Source organism: Streptomyces sp. V1I1 (assembly GCF_030817355.1).
In the GTDB taxonomy this organism is placed as follows: domain Bacteria; phylum Actinomycetota; class Actinomycetes; order Streptomycetales; family Streptomycetaceae; genus Streptomyces.
The window spans coordinates 4333554-4350491 of record NZ_JAUSZH010000001.1 but is presented as its reverse complement, the minus strand read 5'-3'; the positions used below and the strand labels follow the sequence as shown (position 1 = coordinate 4350491).

At 68.4% G+C, this 16938-nt stretch carries 17 protein-coding genes and 1 pseudogene; 11 read left to right on the top strand and 7 right to left on the bottom strand.

Going from position 1 to position 16938, the window contains the following annotated elements; translation table 11 throughout:
* Positions 1-51: 51 nt before the first annotated feature.
* Genes QFZ67_RS20525 through QFZ67_RS20515 form a run of 3 tightly spaced genes read right to left on the bottom strand, consistent with a single transcriptional unit; the run spans position 52 to position 1129 of the window.
* Complete coding sequence (locus QFZ67_RS20525) at positions 52-315, bottom strand: hypothetical protein (protein ID WP_307662532.1); 264 nt, start codon at positions 313-315, stop codon at positions 52-54.
* Positions 312-554: a hypothetical protein gene (locus tag QFZ67_RS20520; RefSeq protein WP_307662531.1), complete on the bottom strand. Its 243-nt coding sequence runs from the start codon at positions 552-554 to the stop codon at positions 312-314. The genes QFZ67_RS20525 and QFZ67_RS20520 overlap by 4 nt, the downstream gene beginning before the upstream one ends.
* The gene (locus QFZ67_RS20515) at positions 551-1129 is read right to left on the bottom strand and encodes a DUF5994 family protein (RefSeq protein ID WP_307662530.1); all 579 of its coding nucleotides are present in this window, start codon (positions 1127-1129) and stop codon (positions 551-553) included. Before QFZ67_RS20515 ends, QFZ67_RS20520 begins: the two co-directional genes overlap by 4 nt.
* A 315-nt stretch (positions 1130-1444) precedes the next feature.
* Here QFZ67_RS20515 and QFZ67_RS20510 point away from each other — a divergent pair, with 315 nt between their 5' ends.
* From QFZ67_RS20510 to QFZ67_RS20490, 5 genes are all read left to right on the top strand, one after another.
* Positions 1445-1948: a DUF5994 family protein gene (locus QFZ67_RS20510; protein WP_307662529.1), complete on the top strand. Its 504-nt coding sequence runs from the start codon at positions 1445-1447 to the stop codon at positions 1946-1948.
* Positions 1949-2067: 119 nt separating this feature from the next.
* Complete coding sequence (locus QFZ67_RS20505; protein ID WP_307662528.1) at positions 2068-2250, top strand: hypothetical protein; 183 nt, start codon at positions 2068-2070, stop codon at positions 2248-2250.
* A 446-nt stretch (positions 2251-2696) separates the two neighbouring features.
* On the top strand, positions 2697-3137 hold the full coding sequence (locus tag QFZ67_RS20500; protein ID WP_307662527.1) for an STAS domain-containing protein: 441 nt from the start codon (positions 2697-2699) through the stop codon (positions 3135-3137).
* 40 nt (positions 3138-3177) lie between these two features.
* On the top strand, positions 3178-3972 hold the full coding sequence (locus tag QFZ67_RS20495) for an ANTAR domain-containing protein (RefSeq protein WP_307662526.1): 795 nt from the start codon (positions 3178-3180) through the stop codon (positions 3970-3972).
* A 77-nt stretch (positions 3973-4049) separates the two neighbouring features.
* The gene (locus QFZ67_RS20490) at positions 4050-4766 is read left to right on the top strand and encodes a GAF and ANTAR domain-containing protein (RefSeq protein ID WP_307662525.1); all 717 of its coding nucleotides are present in this window, start codon (positions 4050-4052) and stop codon (positions 4764-4766) included.
* 90 nt (positions 4767-4856) lie between these two features.
* Here the strand turns inward: QFZ67_RS20490 and QFZ67_RS20485 are convergent, their stop codons facing one another.
* Positions 4857-5693, bottom strand: coding sequence for a DUF1206 domain-containing protein (locus QFZ67_RS20485; protein WP_307662524.1), 837 nt, complete (start codon positions 5691-5693; stop codon positions 4857-4859).
* 201 nt (positions 5694-5894) lie between these two features.
* Positions 5895-6164 carry a hypothetical protein gene (locus tag QFZ67_RS20480; protein WP_307662523.1) on the bottom strand — a complete coding sequence of 90 codons (270 nt, stop codon included), beginning with the start codon at positions 6162-6164 and terminating at the stop codon, positions 5895-5897.
* Between the two features lie 378 nt (positions 6165-6542).
* Between QFZ67_RS20480 and QFZ67_RS20475 the strand changes: the two genes are divergently transcribed.
* Together QFZ67_RS20475 and QFZ67_RS20470 are read left to right on the top strand one after the other, a co-directional pair.
* A complete protein-coding gene (locus QFZ67_RS20475) occupies positions 6543-7223 on the top strand; it encodes a class I SAM-dependent methyltransferase (protein ID WP_307662522.1) in 681 nt (226 codons plus the stop codon).
* Between the two features lie 58 nt (positions 7224-7281).
* Positions 7282-9264: a SpoIIE family protein phosphatase gene (locus QFZ67_RS20470; protein WP_373430074.1), complete on the top strand. Its 1983-nt coding sequence runs from the start codon at positions 7282-7284 to the stop codon at positions 9262-9264.
* A gap of 257 nt (positions 9265-9521) precedes the next feature.
* On the opposite strand, the gene QFZ67_RS20465 is transcribed toward QFZ67_RS20470, so the two are convergent.
* Positions 9522-10541 (bottom strand): DUF2599 domain-containing protein, encoded by a 1020-nt coding sequence (locus QFZ67_RS20465; protein ID WP_307662521.1) that lies wholly within the window; start codon positions 10539-10541, stop codon positions 9522-9524.
* A 103-nt stretch (positions 10542-10644) separates the two neighbouring features.
* Positions 10645-11148, bottom strand: a complete 504-nt coding sequence (locus QFZ67_RS20460; protein WP_307662520.1) for a hypothetical protein — start codon at positions 11146-11148, stop codon at positions 10645-10647.
* 201 nt (positions 11149-11349) lie between these two features.
* Between QFZ67_RS20460 and QFZ67_RS20455 the strand changes: the two genes are divergently transcribed.
* The 4 genes and pseudogenes from QFZ67_RS20455 (at position 11350) to QFZ67_RS20440 (ending at position 16817) form a co-directional block, all read left to right on the top strand.
* Entirely contained in the window at positions 11350-13644 is a 2295-nt protein-coding gene (locus QFZ67_RS20455) for an LAETG motif-containing sortase-dependent surface protein (RefSeq protein WP_307662519.1), read from the top strand.
* 276 nt (positions 13645-13920) lie between these two features.
* Positions 13921-14577 (top strand): annotated as a pseudogene (locus QFZ67_RS20450) (beta-1,3-glucanase family protein); the annotation flags it as partial.
* Positions 14578-15085: 508 nt separating this feature from the next.
* A complete protein-coding gene (locus QFZ67_RS20445) occupies positions 15086-15430 on the top strand; it encodes a DUF397 domain-containing protein (RefSeq protein WP_307662518.1) in 345 nt (114 codons plus the stop codon).
* Between the two features lie 1114 nt (positions 15431-16544).
* The gene (locus tag QFZ67_RS20440) at positions 16545-16817 is read left to right on the top strand and encodes a LuxR C-terminal-related transcriptional regulator (protein WP_307662517.1); all 273 of its coding nucleotides are present in this window, start codon (positions 16545-16547) and stop codon (positions 16815-16817) included.
* Positions 16818-16938: the final 121 nt, after the last annotated feature.

Here is a 16938-nt window from a genome sequence, read left to right as displayed (position 1 = left end):
GACTGCCTGCCGTCCTCTCGTGCTCGGCGTGGGTGCAGGAGTCCTGCTGCGTCAGGTGCCGTCCGCCTGCGCAGGGTCGTCGCCCGCTGACCGGCTGGCCGCAAGCCACGACCGCGCGGGCTCGGCGGCATGCGTGGTGTCCACGGTGAGGTGGAGTCTGGTTCCACCGTCGCGGCCGGCGGGGTAGCTGCGCTGTTCGGTGGAGGCGAAGCAGCGCCGGAGAACCTCTGCGACCTGACGGGCGGCCCCGGGGGACGCGGCGACGATCTCGACTTCGGCGCGCCCGGCGGCAGGCACTCCTTCCGCGGGGCTCATCCGCGGCCTCCATCGTGCTGGTCGCCGTGGGTGCCGGCCTCGGGCGGTCCGGGGGGCCCGGTGGCCGGCCGACGGCGCCTCGGCCTCCGGCGGCGGCCCAGTCCCTGGATGGCTTCGCCGTAGTGGAACGAGGCGATCCGGGCGTCGTGCTGGGCATTCAGCTGGTGGATCAGAAAGATTCCCATGGCGATCACGGCGAGAACCACTGCCACGGTGATGACGGTCTCCACATTGCTCACATCCCTTGGGCGCAGCGCTGGAGGCCGCTCGGGATCCCGAGCGGTGAGGACCCGGCCCCGCCGGACCCGGCGCCGCCGTCGGTCTCCCATTCCTCTTCCCGGCTCCGGGCATCCGTCGCGCCGCGAGCAATGGCCTCGTCAGCCATCAGACGGCTGGCGGTGCGGAAACTCCCGGGAGTGGCTGCGGCGGCCATGAGCCGCGCGGCGGAAGCCGCATCGGTCTCCGGTGGAATCACCAACAGGTCCCAGCGGCCGACGGTGTAGGAAAGCAGGATCAGTTTGTGCGGGTCCTGCTCGTCCCTGAACCACCCCACGTGCAGCATGCGCCCGGTGACCGGCACCTTGCGCGGGACCACGGGCCAATAGGCGGGATTCACCGTGACGCGCGTGATCCTGCCCCAGAGTCCGTCCAGCGCGTCCGTCAGGGCAGGGAGTTCGCGGGAGAGGTCGCGGGAGCGAGGCCACCAGGCGCCGTCCAGCAGGCCCCGAACCGAGCCCGCCGACGTCAGGGACAAGCGGGCCCCCGGCGAGGAAACCCGCCCGGGGATTGTCGTACGGCCGATGGTCACGGTCATGATGCGGACCCGCCCCCGGGCCGTCGCAAAACGGCCCGGTGTTGCTGCTCTCCGAGAGCGGCACCCGCATGGGAGCAGATGCGCGAAATGCCCCCGGTCTCTTCACTGTACTCCGGTCCAGGGGTCACAAACATGGGCGCGACCAGGCATTTCCTCCTGATTCTCAGCACCGCTCCCGGCCTCGGGCCAGAGGCTGCCGTCGGCTCCCCGGGGTACGGTTGAGCCAAGGAGACTTCCCTGGCGCGCAGCCACGCCGACACCGCCATCCCATCTGACGACCGGCGGACACAGGAGTCTCGGACGGGCGGACACGCAATGGGCGACTCCGACACCCCCGACCTTGGCAAGCTCCTGCCGGACGCCATTTACCACGCCGTGAAACCCGGCACAGCTCTCTTGCGGCTGGAAACGACCCGGGCCCGGGAGGGGACGCTGGACGGCGCGTGGTGGCCGCATTCCCGCAGTGTCGGCGCCGAGCTGCCCAGTCTTGTCTCCGCGTTGACCGAACACCTCGGCCCCATAACCCGCGTCGGACTGGATGCGAGCGCCTGGGAGGGACTCCCGACGCGCCTGAGCATCGACGACCGGGTCGTGCACATCGACTCGTTCCCCGTGGGTGACGACACCGTCCTCATCACCCGAGGCGACGGGGATCACTTCTCACTGCTGGTGGTGCCGCCGCAGGCAACACCCGATGCGGCGCGCGCCGCGATGGCCAGAGCGGTCGAGGCACACAACACCACCGAGGCCGAACAGATCCTCATCGACACCGGCGCCGACTCGGCCGACTCACGCCCCGGGCCGTCCGCACACGCGTGAGGCTCGCGCACGCGTGAGGCTCGCGCACGAATGCTCGGCTTTTGGCAGGGCAGACGATCGATAGCGGCGCAACCACCGGGACCACGTGTGGTTCGCCGTCCACTGGCAGGAGAAGTCAGATGCTGGCATTCGCGGCGGCCGCGCTCTTCGTCATCGCCTTCATCATTCACGTAACCGAAACGTCGACCGAGGCGATCTTCAGCCCGACGAGCCTCATGTTCGTCGGGCTTGCCCTCCTCGCCCTGCACTCGGGGGGCGTGGGTTCCGGATTGTCCCCCAGGGGCCGCGGACGCCGGCGCTGAGCGAGACGACGACTTCGAGACCCGCTGTCCGTTCCGTCGCCGCGATCACGTCCCCGCGGCTTTTCGTACGTCCCCAAGTACCGTGCGGCGCAACGGATATGTGCAGCGTTGCCGCCTCCAGGAGAGTGTCCAGTCCCTGAGAACGAGGTCTTTCGGTCGCCCATCGGACCGGACTGAGGACTATGCTGCTGCGTGGACGTCCCAGACCCCGGCGGCATGTTGTTGCTCAACACAGATGGCTGCGGGGAGCGGATCTTCCGTCCGGTCACCCGGCGCATCCCCCTGGAGGGAACTGGGTGGGTCCCCTGTCCTGGTACACAGGCTGCTGGACCGGTCATTCGCCTGCCTCCGCCGAAAGTATGCCCCGACCGGCAGCGCGCCAGGAGGAGCCGGAAGTCCGGCATCGCCGCATCCGCTGTCCTGATGGTCTCCTGAACCGAGGCGTCATGCCCATTCCGCAGCTGAAGGTCTATCGGCACGACAGAGAGAGCCGGGCGTTGCTCACCCTGGCCGGTGAAATCGACATCGACACAGCCCCGCTGGTGCGCGAATCGCTTGAGCAGTGCCTGCGCGACGGCATCCGCACCATCGACATCGACCTCACCGCTGTCGCCTTCTGCGACTGCAGCGGCCTCAACGCTTTCCTCCACGCGTCACAACGGACCACCGCAGCCGGTGGATCACTCCAACTGCACTACCCGCGGCCGCTGGTGGCTCGGCTCGTCGATCTCACCGACTCCGGCTTCTTGCTCCGCGGCCTCCCGCTCGGACGCCTGCTCGCTCCTCTCCAGGGCGGACCCGTCCCGACTGCTTCAGCCTCGCCGCGTCGGCCTGCCCCGGTCGTGCCTGCCCTCTTGGGCGGTGTGCTGGGATGGCCTGCCGGGTGAACCGCCGGCAGGTCGAGGCCTTGTGTGAGCAGTGGCCCGGATGACGCCCCAAAGCCGGTCGGCGCGGATCCGGGTGCTGGTGGCCGAGCAGGCGGCCCCACGGGGCGCCCGCGTCGGCGTGGTGGATGTGTGCACCGCCGCGGTGGCAGCCCTGCCGGTCGGCGGGGCCGGGGTGTCCGCGATGTCCCGGACCGCGGCCAGCCATCCGCTGTGCAGCACCGACGACATCAGCCACCAGCTGGAGGAACTGCAACTCACCCTCGGTGAGGGGCCGTGCGTGGATGCCTTCGCCCTCGGCACAGCCGTTTTGACGCCCGATCTGCGCACCGGTGAAATACAGGGCCGCTGGCCTGCGTTCGCCGCTGCGGCCCTGGAGGCCGGAGCGGGCGCGGTCTTCGCGCTCCCTCTACAGATCGGGGCGATCAGTCCGGGAGTTCTTGACCTCTACTCCAGCATGCCCGTCGAGCTGAACGCTGAGGAGTTGGCCGATGCCATGGCTTTCGCCGACACCGCGACGCTGGTCCTGCTCGATGCGCAGATCGAAGAGCCGCATACGCCGCCCGCCGGGATCCCGCTGGACAGGCCGTCCGAAGACCTGGGCAGGTACCGGTCCCAGATCGACCAGGCCACCGGCATGCTCACCGTACAACTCGGTGTCGGCGTCGAGGAGGCCTTCGTCCGACTGCGCGCCCATGCCTATGCCCACGGACGCCGGCTCGCCGACGTGGCCGCCGACGTGGTGGGCCGCCGACTCCAATTCCTCCTGGAGACAGACCAATTCCTCCCGGAGACAGACACAGACACGGACGCGGATCAGGCCGACGAGGATGCCTGAGGCAAGGAGCCGACCGATGCACGTGCTGCACTTCCCGCCCCTCCCCGGCGGGAGTAGTTTCGACGGAGGGTGGCACGATGAATGAGCAGCTCCTCGCCAAAACTTTCGTCGAGTTGGCGGACAACCTGGTCGCCGACTTCGACCTGATCGACTTCCTGCGCCTGCTGACCGACCGGTGCGTCGGCATGCTCGGTGCCAGCGCGGCCGGAGTGCTACTCGCCGACCGGGACGGCGAACTCCGCGTCATGGCCGCCTCCGACGAACAAGTACGCCTGCTCGAGCTCTTCCAGCTCCAGAACGACGAAGGCCCCTGCCTGGAATGCTTCCACACCGGCGCACCCGTAACAGTCCCCGACCTGCGCACGCAGGCCGACCGCTGGCCACGCTTCGTCGCACACGCCCAGCACAGCGGGTTCACGGCAGTCCAAGCCCTCCCGATGCGGCTGCGGGACGAGGTCGTCGGCGCCCTCAACCTCTTCCGCACCCACCCCGGCCCCTTCGACCCGGTCGGCACACCCATCGCCCAAGCCCTGGCCGACGTCGCCACCATCAGCCTCCTGCAACAACGCTCCACCCACCGCAGCAACGTCCTCAACGAACAGTTGCAGACCGCGCTGAACAGCCGCGTACTGATCGAACAGGCCAAAGGCAAACTCGCCGAACGCCAGGGCATCGACATGGAGCAGGCCTTCACCGCACTGCGCGGCTACGCCCGCGCACACAACCGCCGCCTGTCTGACCTCGCCCGCGCCTTCATCGACGACTCCGAACCCCTCGCCGGCCTGGGCACCTGACCCTCGCCACGGCGGTTGCACGACCACAACAAGCAGCCCTGGCCCCCGGCCTCGACGCCACACGACTCGACGACCGCCGCCGGTGAACGGTCACAGGCGGCGCCACCGCGCCGAGGCGAAGGAGAAGATGCCGAAGAGAATCAGTCCGACCGCGACGGCGACCAGAAGCCACGGCCCCATAGGGGTGTGCGCGAAGCTGCGGAGCGTCTCGTCCACGCCCTTGGCCTCGTTCGGGTCGAAGCGGACGGCCGCCACCAGGATGAAGATCCCTGCTGCGGCGAACACCGTGCCACGCGCCACTCCGCCGCCCACGCCCAGCCCCGTCACGACCTGCCGCGTGCGGCGGCCCATGGCGCCGGTGTCCAAATGCCGCAGGAAGCGCCGCAGCGCCGCTCGTACGGCGAGCACCACGCCGACGCCGATCAGGATGCAGCCCACGACACCCACCAGCACACGTCCGTACGGCAGTTTCAGCGCCGATGCCGTCCAGTCCTGAGACTTCGCATCGCCGCTGGAGCCCTGGCCGCTCCCGGCGGCAAACGCGGCAGTTGCCCAGCAGACCGCGGCGTAGAAGACCGCCCGGCCACCGTCCAACAGCCGGGAACCGGCCTTCCGCCGAGGCCCCCTGGTCATCACCGCGCGGGCGCCCCGCCAGAGCGCCATACAGCCGAAGCCGACGACAAGCGCCCACAGCATCATTCTCCCGAAGGGCTGCTCCGCGACCTGGCGGAGCGCGCCCTGGCGATCAGCCTCCTCGCCACCGCTTCCCAGAGCGATCCCGACGGCCAGCGCGCCGATGAGGATGTGCACGACACCCCGGGCGGCAAAGCCCGCCCGCCCTGCGGCGGTCAACGTCTGCTTCTCCGCGGAGCGGCGGGCCGTGAACCTCGAGGCTCGGCCCCGCCCGTGTGTGTGGGACGACGTCACGATGTCTCCCTCGGGTGTGGGCGCGCGGTACGCGTCCTGAGTCCCCGAGTGCCCCCGGCTGAGGGTCTGATGCGCGTTGCCGGCCGCCGACATTCTCGCCACGCCCCACGCCCCACGCCCCACGCCCCACGCCCCAAGATCCAAGACCCACCACGCCGACCTGCCGCGCGGGCGGCTCTATCAGGCGGCGTCGACCGTCGCTCACCTGCGATGATCGTGGTCCCGACGGTCCTGGCGATTCCAGCGGCTCCGGTGTTGCCGACTGTATCGGCGGTCCCAGCGGTCCTGTTGATCGCGGTAGTCCCGGTAATCCCGGTAATCGGCATCGTCGCCATGGCCGCGGCGCCCGGAACCACCGCGGCCGTAGTGGCCGAGACCGAAGAGCAAAACGGCCGCGGCCACCCACCAGACGGAGTTGAGGAAACCGAAGCCGATCAGAGCCACGACGAGGATGAAAAGCAGGACGAGCATGGCAGGCCTCCCGGAGCAGAACAGGTCATGGCTGCCAGGGGCTGGGGCTTCACTGAACAGAGTAGTCCTGCCCAAGAGTTGCGGATAGCGCCCCCTGTCGACTCGTACTGCCGCGCAGACGCCTACTTGACACCCACTCAGGGAATGCCGGGAGGTCTATCGTGCACAGTGCGGCCCGCGCACGATACGGCCGTCGCACGCATCACCGACGCCACCAAGGCGCAAGCGGTGGTGATCTCCACACGATCAAGGAGACCCTGCGTCACTCCACGATCACGCTCACCTCGGACACGTACACGAGCCTGCTCGTGATCGACGGCCGTGGACGGGCAATGCGATTATGGGATACTTCAAAATGACTTACGGAAGGGTGCTTTCGTGATCAATGGGGACAGCGGGACCGGCTACGAGAGCATTCGGCTCGACCGCAGGGGCCAGGCCGAGGCCTTCGATGCCATAGGCGACCGCTACGACGAGGCCTTCCCGCACAAGGAGGGTCAGCTCTCCGCCGGCGAATGGCTGGCCGCGTCCCTGCCTGCCGGATCCCGGGTGCTGGACTTGGGCTGCGGCACCGGCATGCCGACCGCGCGCCAGATGGCGGACGCAGGGTTCGAGGTTGTGGGCGTCGACCTGTCCGACGGGATGGTGAAACTCGCCCGGCAGTACGTCCCCGGCGCGGCATTCCACCAGCTGGACATCGCAGACCTGCGGCCCGGTGGCCCTGTGGACCTGGGCCGCTTCGACGCGGTCGCGGCCTTCTTCTCCCTGCTGATGCTCCCGCGCGCCGAGATCCCACTCGCGCTGCGGACTGTCCACGAGCTGCTGGTTCCCGGCGGGCTGTTCATCATGTCGATGGTGGAGGCCGATGTGGACAACTTCTCGATCCCGTTCCTCGGAAACACCATCCGGGTGTCCGGCTACCTGCGTGAGGACCTGCACAAGGTCATGGAGGAGGGGGGCTTCGAGATCATCAAGGAGTCCTCCTACACCTACGCCCCGGCGATCACGGACGTGCCGCCAGAGGAGCAGCTCTTCCTCTGCTGCAGGCGACGCGGCTGAGACGCGCCATCCGTCTGCCGCGGTCCGCGGCGCCAACCCCCCGAACGGGACGAAACGCGTGACGGAGCACCGTATCCCCGATGAAGGCCCAGCCGGGCCGTCCGCCGAGGCCGCCCGGCCGGCGGGCGGTCCCCTGGCGCAGGTGGGGGGTACCGCGCCCATGGACCCGCAGGTCACCCGGACACCCCGGCCGCCCCCGCCGCGCCGTGGCCGCGCCGGGGACGCGTCCGGGCGGCCGGAGTGGGGGCCGCTCGCCCCGGCGCGCGACGCGGGGCGAACCGCGTCGCGCGCCGAAAGTCCCGAAGTGGAACATTCCCGGGACGCGGCGACACACGATGCCGGGCCGCAGACGGACCGGCTTCGATACCTCGACGTGGCGACCCGGCAGATCGCCCGCGGGATGGACCTGGACGAGACGCTCCTGGAACTGCGCCGGGCAGCCGTCCCCGCGTTCGCCGACGCAATAGTCATCCACCTGCACGATCCGCTGCCGGTCGGGGACGAGAAGCCTGCCACGCCCGTCGCCCTGAAGCTGCACAGCATCGACATCGCGCCGGAGGCTCGGGACGCCGACTGGTCCCGGATGCCCCTGCTGGGCAGCCTTCTCACCTGCCCGGATGTCGCCGAGCTCACGGGGCTGCTGCGGGCCGGGCGGCCTGCGTTCGGCGACGCGCCGGGGATCGCGCCCGCGGTGGCCGAGTTGCTGGGGCGGATGGCGAGTGCCCCGGGGACGCTGCCGCCGGGCCGGAGGCTGATTATCGCCCCGTTGCACGGCCGCCACCGCGCCCTGGGCACCGTCGTCCTCCTGCGCCGGCCCGACCGGCCCGCCTTCACCGGTGACGACCTGCTCGTCGCCTCCCAGCTCGCGACGCACACCGCTCTCGGCGTCCAAAAGGCAGTGATGTACGGACACGAGGCCTCCGTCACGGACACGCTGCAACGCACCATGCTCCCGTCGTCGCTGCCCGAGCCCACCGGCGTCCAGCTGGCCAGCCGGTATCTGCCGGCCTCGGAGACCGCCCAGGTCGGCGGCGACTGGTACGACGCGATACCCCTCCCCGGCAACCGCGTCGCGCTGATCGTCGGCGATGTCATGGGTCATTCCATGACGTCGGCCGCGATCATGGGCCAGCTGCGCACCATCGTGCAGACCCTCGCCGGGCTCGACCTCCCCCCGGACGAGGTCCTGCACCACCTCGACGAGCAGGCCCAGCGCCTCGGCAGCGAGCACATAGCGACCTGCCTCTACGCGGTCTACGACCCGATATCGCACCGACTGCTGGTGGCGAACGCCGGCCATCCGCCCGCGGTTCTTCTGCACCCGGACGGTCGCGGGGAGGTGCTGCACGTCCCGCCGGGCGCGCCGATCGGTGTCGGCGGCGTCGCCTTCGAATCCGTGGAGATGCCCGCACCCACCGGAGCGACCCTGTTGCTCTACACGGACGGCCTCGTCGAGTCCCGCGGCACAGACGTGTGGACAGGTATTGAGTCGCTGCGCGGCCGCCTCCAAGCCGCAGCCCAAAGGCTCGTATCCGCACCGCTGGAGCTGTTGTGCGACCAGGTGCTGGACGCTTTGGGCCCGGGTGACCGGGACGACGACATCGCACTGCTCACCGCCCGGTTCGACGGCTTCCCTCCGGACAGCGTCGCGTACTGGTTCCTGGAACCTCATCCGCTGACCGCGGGGCGGGCACGCCGGCTGACCCGCAGGGCGCTGCACCGCTGGGGCCTGGACTCCATGCTCGATTCGACGGAACTCCTGGTCAGCGAGGTCGTGACGAACGCCGTACGCTTCGCCTCGCGGCCCGTCGCGCTGCGGCTGCTCCGCACCGACGTGCTCCGCTGCGAGGTGGCCGACGACTCGCCGCAAGTGCCCAGGATGCGGCACGCGGAGCCGGGCGACGAGGGCGGCCGCGGCCTGTTCCTGGTCGATCAGCTCGCGCGGCGCTGGGGGGCGAGGAGGCTGAGCACCGGCAAGGTTGTCTGGTTCGAGCAGCAGATCCCCGAGGAACTTCGCGAGAGTCGCCCGGAAGCGCCGTAACACCAGCCAGAGTTGGTCTCCGGCACCCCGGATATACGTCGACGGGACGCCGAGACGTTGAGGTTTTCCCAGTCCGTGTAAGGGAGTTGCCTGCGGCCTGGCAGTCGGGTGATCGCGGCGAAGGTTGCCAGGCGACCGGACTCCCGAATGCGAGGCCTCTGAACGTCTGTCGAGGGGCCCGCGCGAAGGCACGGGCCCCTTTGCTATGCGCGGCTATTCGTCGACGTGGGTTTCAGCGACGGCGAGGGTGTGGATGGTCAGGTCCAGTTGCAGCCGTGGAGGCCGACGGGGATGGGATTCATGGCGTAGTCCCAGGACACATCCGGCCGCCACGACTCCAACTGCCAGGTGTCGCCTCCGTTGTGACCGCCTCCGGGGAGTGGGTAGGAGTAGCGGGCGTGGCAGGCGAGCTGCTTGTACATCGACGACCCTTGGGCGTCGGTGAGCTTCTTCGGGTAGGGGACCGCGCTCCATGCCTGGTCCCACAGGCGGTCGTAGTCGCGGTCGGCGTCTTCGAAGCCAGCGTCGGTGGGGAAGATCTCGACATCGACGTTGCCGTTGTCGATGCCGCGCGCCACGCGTGTCTTGCTGATCCATTCCGCGTTGGTGTGGGCCTGGTAGCCGACACATTCGCCTTCGCAGACGCCCTGCTTGGGGCCCATGGAGGCGGACCAGTACAGGGTGGCCTGGCGGCCGGAGAAGGACTGGGTGACGCCGTTGATTCTGTCGACGGGGGTTTCGTCGCTGGTGGGGTAGCCGAACTCTCCGCCTTCCCATCCGTGTTCGCCCCACAGCTCGCCGATCCTTCCCCACACGGGGTGGGCGCCGTGGGAGAGGGTGGGGTGCCAGTAGACGGTGCCGCCTTCGAACTGCTGTCGTTTGCCCTGGCCGTCGGTGTTGGTCAGCTCGTCGCCGACGGGGAAGCCGAGCTTCCCGGCCTCCCAGCCGATGCCTGCCCACTTGTCGCGGATGGCTCCCCATACGGGGTGGGCGCCGTGCTCGGGGGTCCAGTAGATCGAGCCGCCGGTGAAGGTGTTGTACTTGCCTCGCCCGTTGGGGGTGGTCAGCTCGTCGGATGTGGGGCATCCGAGGGGGGAGTTCTCGCCGCCGATGTCGCGGTACTTCTTCAGGATGTCGCCGCCGACCTGGTGGCCGCAGATGTCGTCGGCGGCGGCCGGAGGCGTCTGCACGGTCAGGGCGGCGACGGCCGCGAGGGCGATGGCCGCGGCGCGGGCCAGCGTGGGCTTTGTGCGGGCGGATCGCCGTGGTGTGGCCAAGAGGGGTTCCTCTCCACGGTCGGGCGCGCGGATGCGCGGCACCGGTCGGACCATCGTGACCTAACCGGCCTTCCCCCAGGGTGTGTTGAGGTAATCCTGAAAACTACTGCGGGGGTGTGTGGATGTCGATGTCGGTGATGAGGCTCCCGCCGTCCGCGTCGAGGATTCCGCACAGGCGGTTGACCGGCGTGTACAGGGGCCTGGCGTCGGATTCGATGCCGTCTTCGTCTTCGAAGTCGAAGAGCCGGTCGAACGGCACGGTGACGAACGGCCACACGGCCGGGTCGGCGTCGGCGGAGTCAGGGTGGTACTGCCACTGGGTGCCGCAGGTGCGGTTGTGGACCTCGCCGACATACCAGGCGGCAGTCTGGAGGAAGTCGCTGCCGCGTTCCTCCCATGCCTGGTCGCTGCTGGTGTAGCGGGAGCGAACGAGGGCCTCCAGGCGCTCAAGGGAGCCGGGGGTGAAGTCCCAGTCCCCGTCGTACCGCTGGGCCCATGCGGGGAACTCTTGCTGCTGGATCTGAAGCCAGGCGTCCAGGACGGGGTTGCTGGAGCGTATGCGGTCCAGCTCGGCCAGTTCCTGGTATTCGTCGTCGGTCATCTCCATACCGGCCGACCCTACCCGGCACCTCTGACAGAGCGGCGGCGGCACGTACGACGCGCCCCAATAGGGTTGCATTCACAAAGAGTTCAGGTACTAGGCTGCCTCGTTGGCGGTGTCATGTCACGGGGGCTCACACCGCTCTCTCACATGTCCCCAGGCCCCCGCAGGTAAGGGACAAAGCACTTGAAAACCATACGTTCACGCGTGAGGGCACGCCTGGCATCCGCTGTCGCGGTCGCCGCCGCGGCAACCCTCGCGTTCACCGGCCTTCCGGGCCTGACCTCCAGCGCGGATGCCGCACCGGGGAAGCCGCCGAACCCGGGCATGCTCTGCCGCGACTACTTCGATCTCGCGGAAGACCTCGTTGCCATCGTGGAGGTGCCCGACGGGGATGCGTCACGGGCGAAGTCCCAGTGGGACACCTACGAGTACGAGAATCCGGGCAAGAAGTGGGACGGTCTTCAGGGGCCGTCCGAGGCGGACTACAAGCGCCTGGAGAAGGAGACCAAGGAGCCTCCGAAGTCCCGGCCGGTCGACCGAGTCTGGTGGAAGTGGATCCGGGCCAGCAAGAAGAACCCGAACGCGTTCGGGGACTTCACCTACTGGCGCGACATCATCCTGATCAAGAACGCCGGGAACGACCCGCGCGGCAAGGCGTTCGAGAAGAAGATCATCAAGGAACACGGTCTCGTCGGTGACGACTGGATCTGCCAGAAGGAGTTCGACTACACCGACCCCGATACCGGCAAGACTCACCGGCGTCAGGCGGATGCGTGGAACAAGAGCACCGGGCAGGCGCTGGAGATCAAGTCCAACGGGCATCCGGAGCCGAAGCAGAAGCCGGGCGACATCGCCTGGTCGAAGCAGAAGGAATCCCCGGTCAAGTCGCTGAAGTACATCTTCGCCGAGCCGCAGGAGAAGTCCGCCAAGGACCACCTGAACGAGCTGAAGAAGAACGCTCCGGGCAAGGTCACCGAGTACAACTACCGCTCCCGCAAGGTCGAGCTGGCCCCGGGCGGCGGCGTGCGGGACAAGTCGACCACCATGCAGCCCCCCGGATCCAAAGGGGTGACCGGCGGCGGCGCGCAGGATCTGATCCGTGAGTCGCGGCCGAACCCGAAGGACATGAAGGAGTTCCTGGACCGTAAGAACGCAGCCGACCCCAACCGGCTCCAGCCCAAGGGGCCCGGCGGGGTGGACTTCACCACCCTGGACCTGCGGTACATCGGCAAGCCGGTCAAGGGCAAAGGCGTCGACTACAGCTTCTCCGCCAAGGAAGTCACCGAGGACACCGCGGGCTGGGGAGGCAAGGAAAAGGCGCAGCTCATCAACGACGCTTTCTTCACCTGGCTCGCCCTGAGCCCGGAGAAGTTCTGGGTCAACCTCAACCCGGACCAGCCCGACAAGATCATGGACAGCGCGTTCGGGAAGACCGACGCCGGACGGATCCTGCTGGAAGCCGACCTGGAGCTGAAGAAGGACTTCGCCGACGCGATGAACCCGAAGAAGCGCCCGGAGGCCGACCAGTACTGGAAGTCGCTGCCCCGCAACGCTGAGGGCATCCCCTGCTGGTTCCAGGTCCGCAACTGGATCGAGCCGGACACCGCGGTCGTCCGCGAGGAGAACGGCGGCATCCACATCCTGGACACGCCGCTGAAGGTCAAGGCCCAGTACCTGAAGATCGACAACATGCCCGGCGACCCGTACCTGTGCGAGTTCAACGAGGCCGAGAAGAAGGCCACCGAAGACCGCATGAACCGGCTGATCATGCCCGAGGTCGAAAAGCGCGTGAACAACGACCCGCGCTACGCCGACCTGCGCCGCGCCTACACGGCCCGTGTAGCGGCGGAGTTCATCCGCCAGCAGGACGCCAAGACCCCCACCGACTACCACAAGGTCATCAACAGCAACGACGTCTCCTCGTGGCCGCTGCGCGGCGAGAACAAGGACTGGACGCGGGAGAGCGTGTTCCAGGCGTACCTGAAGTCGCTGCGTGAGGGCGAACAGCAGTGGGAGCACGACGCCGGCGGCGGCCCCTACACCATGAGCGTGGGTGGAGTGGACTTCTCCAAGCAGCCCAAGCGGAACATGACCAAGCTCCGCTTCGACACCGAGCACCGCTACCTCCCTCGCGAGACGAAGTCATCGGTGCGCACGCTGACGGACAACGCCAAGGACGGCGACGCGAACCTTCTGCTCTTGGGCGGCAACACCGTCTCCTCCGACGTCTCTGGCGGCGGTGACACCCCCGACCCGACGCCGACTCCCACGCCGACGCCGACCAAGCCGGGTGAGCCGACGGACAAGCCCACCGACCCCACCACGCCCCCGGCTACCGGCAGCAGCGGCGGCACGGGCGGGAAGGACCCGGAAGGCGACCTCGCCGACACCGGCTCCAGCACGCCGGTCGGACTGATCGCCGGACTCGCCGCAGCCCTCGCGGCCATCGGCGGCGGCCTGGTGTGGTGGAAGCGCCGCCGCACCGCCGACCAGGAGTAGCCTGACCACAGCTCTCTCATAACGGCTTCGGCCCCGCACCCTACGACTGGGTGCGGGGCCGAAGCCGTCTATCAGTTCACTCCCGCTAGTGCGGGACGGGCCACCGGCATGTTGCTGTACGACAGGTAATGGGCGTCCCATGTCTTCCCAGGTCAACCAGCACTTCGGGTGGTAATCGATCTTCACCCGGGCGGTGAAGACGCGGAACGGCTCGATTGGGCCGCTGACCTGGACGAAGGCTGCACGGACCCCGGTTTCGTCGGTGGATTCAGGCCTAGGCCGGGCGGCTGCAACGGCTTCTTCAACGCGCTCCGGGGCCAGCCGGGCGGCTGGGCCGGTCTGATCCAGACCCGCTCCGACGGCACCGTGCTGCGCGCGCCGGCGCCCGGCCACGGGATCGCGTCGGGCGCTCTGCCCGCGAGCGTCATGAACGACTACCTGAACCGTGTGTGGAGCAAGTACTCCACCTCGACGCTGACGGTCACTCCGTTCGCCGACCAGCCCAACGTCAAGTACTACGGCTGGGTCTCCGGCAACACCATGAACTTCACCAACAGCTCCGGGGCGGTCGTCACCTCCTTCCAGAAGCCGGACTCGGACAGCATCTTCGGTTGCTGCAAGCTGCTCGACGCCCCGAACGACCAGGTGCGCGGCCCGATCTCCCGCACGCTGTGCGCGGGCTACAACCGCCCCACGCTGCTGAGTAACCCCAACCAGCCGGACGCGAGTTCAGCGGGCTTCTACAAGGACCTGGTGACCAACCATTTCGCGCGGAAGATCCACGCGCAGATGGCGGACGGCAAGGCGTACGCCTTCGCCTTCGACGATGTCGGCGCCCATGAGTCGCTGGTGCACGACGGCAATCCGCAGCAGGCGTGCATCACCTGCGCCAAGACGCCGGCCAGCTCACCGGCGACGCCACAGGCGACATGACGGCCGCCGCCGAGGCTGCAGGCGTCACCATGGCCCCCGTACTGTCCGACTGCCTCACCGTCATGCGGCACAGCCCCAAGATGCACACCGTCGACCTGCTCGCCCGGCTGGAGAACCTCGACGAGGACTACGGCGACTGGGACGCCGAACGCCTCGCCAAGGAGCTTGAGGACGCGGGCGTGAAGCGCGCCACCAAGGAGGTCGGAGGCCGCATTCTTCACTGGCAACGTGAAGTAGCGACCAAGGGAGGTGAGCGCCCGTGGCCGACAACCCGCGCAACGGGCGCCGCTAGCGCCGTCTGCACAGCGCCGTCATGCGCCGCCGCATCGCTTAGGCCGGCGGGCACTGCGAGACCGCCGAAGGTGAGAGCGACGAGCCCGCTGAGAAGGCGCGCGGCCGGCTGCGTACACCCCACTGACGCCCGCCCCGACCGGATGACTCCGGCCAGGAAACCCCGGCCGGGGCGGGTTGCACGGACAGCGCACATCCACGAGAGAGGACACCACTCATGGGCACACTCAGCAATGGCCGCGGAACGGTCGCTTTCGAGAACGCGAACGCCCCCGGGCTGGACTGGCACAAGGCAGGGCGGACCGACCTCGACCCGATCGTGAAGGACTGCGTGATTCTGGCCGCGGCGCCGGACGCCAAGGACCATCCGCACGACCGCATCCCGGACGGCACCCGCATGGTGGCGATCTCCGACGACAAGGACACGGACGGTCCGGTCCTGTTCATGAGCCGTGTGGAGATCAGCAAGTTCTTCGACGGAGTGCTCGCGGGCGAATTCGACCACCTCCGGGCGAGCGAGGAGGAGCTGGCGGCCGCTCTGGAGCTCGCCGCGGCTGTCTGACCATGGACGCGAGCCAGGTGGTTCAGGCACAAAGGTGCATCGAGCAGTTCCGCCACACCCCGTGCCGGGAGTGCCGGAGTCGGCAGACGGTCCCGCTGATCTATCAGGGCCTGGTCGTCGTCTCTTGCGAGAACTGCGGAGGAGCCACGCCGAAGGGTCGCCTCTCCGGTAGCGCGCCAGCCACCGCCTAGCCCCCTCCAACTGCCCCGGCCTGTCTGCGTCCCCCGTCGCGGACAGACCGGGGCTCTTTCATGTCTTGATCGTTTGCCGATCGGGCCGGCAATCGACCCGGGCGCCCCCGGAAACAAGATCAGCCCCAAGCCAGAGAGTCTCTGACCTGGGGCTGAGTGGTAGGCCGTGTGGGACTCGAACCCACAACCAACGGATTAAAAGTCCCGGCGGGATCCTGCCGGGGCTTCCGCCGTGCACCCCCCTCGTCCAGAACGGCCTGGTCAGCGAGCTGGAGCTTGACGTCCAGTCCAAATCTGGAGGCGTCATCCCAGTACGTCCGCTCACGCATCGCTCACGCATCCAGGGCTCCGCGACGACCGTTGCGGCCCAACACGCTTTCCAAGTCTTCGTCTGGGCGTTCGGGGGCGGGCGGGGGTGTTCTGACCTGCGGCGGAGCAGACGGGAGGGGGTGTGACGAACGCCCATGGACGCTGGTGAACGAGACCGAGACTGAGACCACGGCGCGGGTACTTTCTGCCTGGTCAAGCCGCCGCCAGGGGCGCTACCAGTTCGTGGCGTCGACGTGCTGTTGCAGGGCTTCGGCGATCTCCTCAGTGTGGCCGGTCAGGATCCGACTTCTTCGAAGGGGCGCCGTTCACGCCGCTCATGGCCCTCATGCTCTACCGGAGGGCGGCCGAGCAGCGGGTCGTTGGTACGCGCCAAGCACCTGGGCGAGTACGGGGACAGCGAGGGACCGTCCGCGACCTCGCTCGCCCAAGGTCATCTCCTCGGAGCGCCCTGTAAGCTCCAACAGTACAGTCCAGCCGGGTGGTTGACGTGTAGGCAACTGACCACTGCCTCTTGAACAACTCCACCCCGCTGACCCTGTTGCGCCGCTCTGCCCGGGGCCAACAGGTGAACGTAGTCAGGGGGAGAGATCACGATGACCACGGGTGCAGAGATCCGCGCGTTTCCCGTTTCCGTGGATGCGGCGAGGCTGGCGAAGCTGACCGGCCGGGAGCGCGAGGTGCTGCGCAACCTTGCCAAGGGTGAGTCGAATCGCCTTCTCGCTCGGCGGCTCGGAGTCGCAGAACGAACCGTCAGGGCCCACATCACCAGCATCGTGCGCAAGCTGGGTGTCGGATCCAGATTCGAGGCGAGTCTGGTGGCGCTCCATTATCGGGAAACTTTGACCGAGGACGCCATTGCCTCTTGAGGCAATGCCTCAAGAGGCAATGGAGAGACCGGCGTCAAAGCGGCAGGCTCAAGGGTGTTGTCCGCTGCGCACCATCCCGGCACGCCTTGTTGGGGTGGTCGAAGCATGGCCACACCTGGAT

Excerpts from the sequence above, each read along its gene's own strand:
- QFZ67_RS20525 (WP_307662532.1), bottom strand. The coding sequence starts at position 315 with ATGAGCCCCGCGGAAGGAGTGCCTGCCGCCGGGCGCGCCGAAGTCGAG.
- QFZ67_RS20515 (WP_307662530.1), bottom strand. The coding sequence starts at position 1,129 with ATGACCGTGACCATCGGCCGTACGACAATCCCCGGGCGGGTTTCCTCG.
- QFZ67_RS20510 (WP_307662529.1), top strand. The coding sequence starts at position 1,445 with ATGGGCGACTCCGACACCCCCGACCTTGGCAAGCTCCTGCCGGACGCC.
- QFZ67_RS20505 (WP_307662528.1), top strand. The coding sequence starts at position 2,068 with ATGCTGGCATTCGCGGCGGCCGCGCTCTTCGTCATCGCCTTCATCATT.
- QFZ67_RS20500 (WP_307662527.1), top strand. The coding sequence starts at position 2,697 with ATGCCCATTCCGCAGCTGAAGGTCTATCGGCACGACAGAGAGAGCCGG.
- QFZ67_RS20495 (WP_307662526.1), top strand. The coding sequence starts at position 3,178 with ATGACGCCCCAAAGCCGGTCGGCGCGGATCCGGGTGCTGGTGGCCGAG.
- QFZ67_RS20490 (WP_307662525.1), top strand. The coding sequence starts at position 4,050 with ATGAATGAGCAGCTCCTCGCCAAAACTTTCGTCGAGTTGGCGGACAAC.
- QFZ67_RS20480 (WP_307662523.1), bottom strand. The coding sequence starts at position 6,164 with ATGCTCGTCCTGCTTTTCATCCTCGTCGTGGCTCTGATCGGCTTCGGT.
- QFZ67_RS20460 (WP_307662520.1), bottom strand. The coding sequence starts at position 11,148 with ATGGAGATGACCGACGACGAATACCAGGAACTGGCCGAGCTGGACCGC.
- QFZ67_RS20445 (WP_307662518.1), top strand. The coding sequence starts at position 15,086 with ATGGGCACACTCAGCAATGGCCGCGGAACGGTCGCTTTCGAGAACGCG.
- QFZ67_RS20440 (WP_307662517.1), top strand. The coding sequence starts at position 16,545 with ATGACCACGGGTGCAGAGATCCGCGCGTTTCCCGTTTCCGTGGATGCG.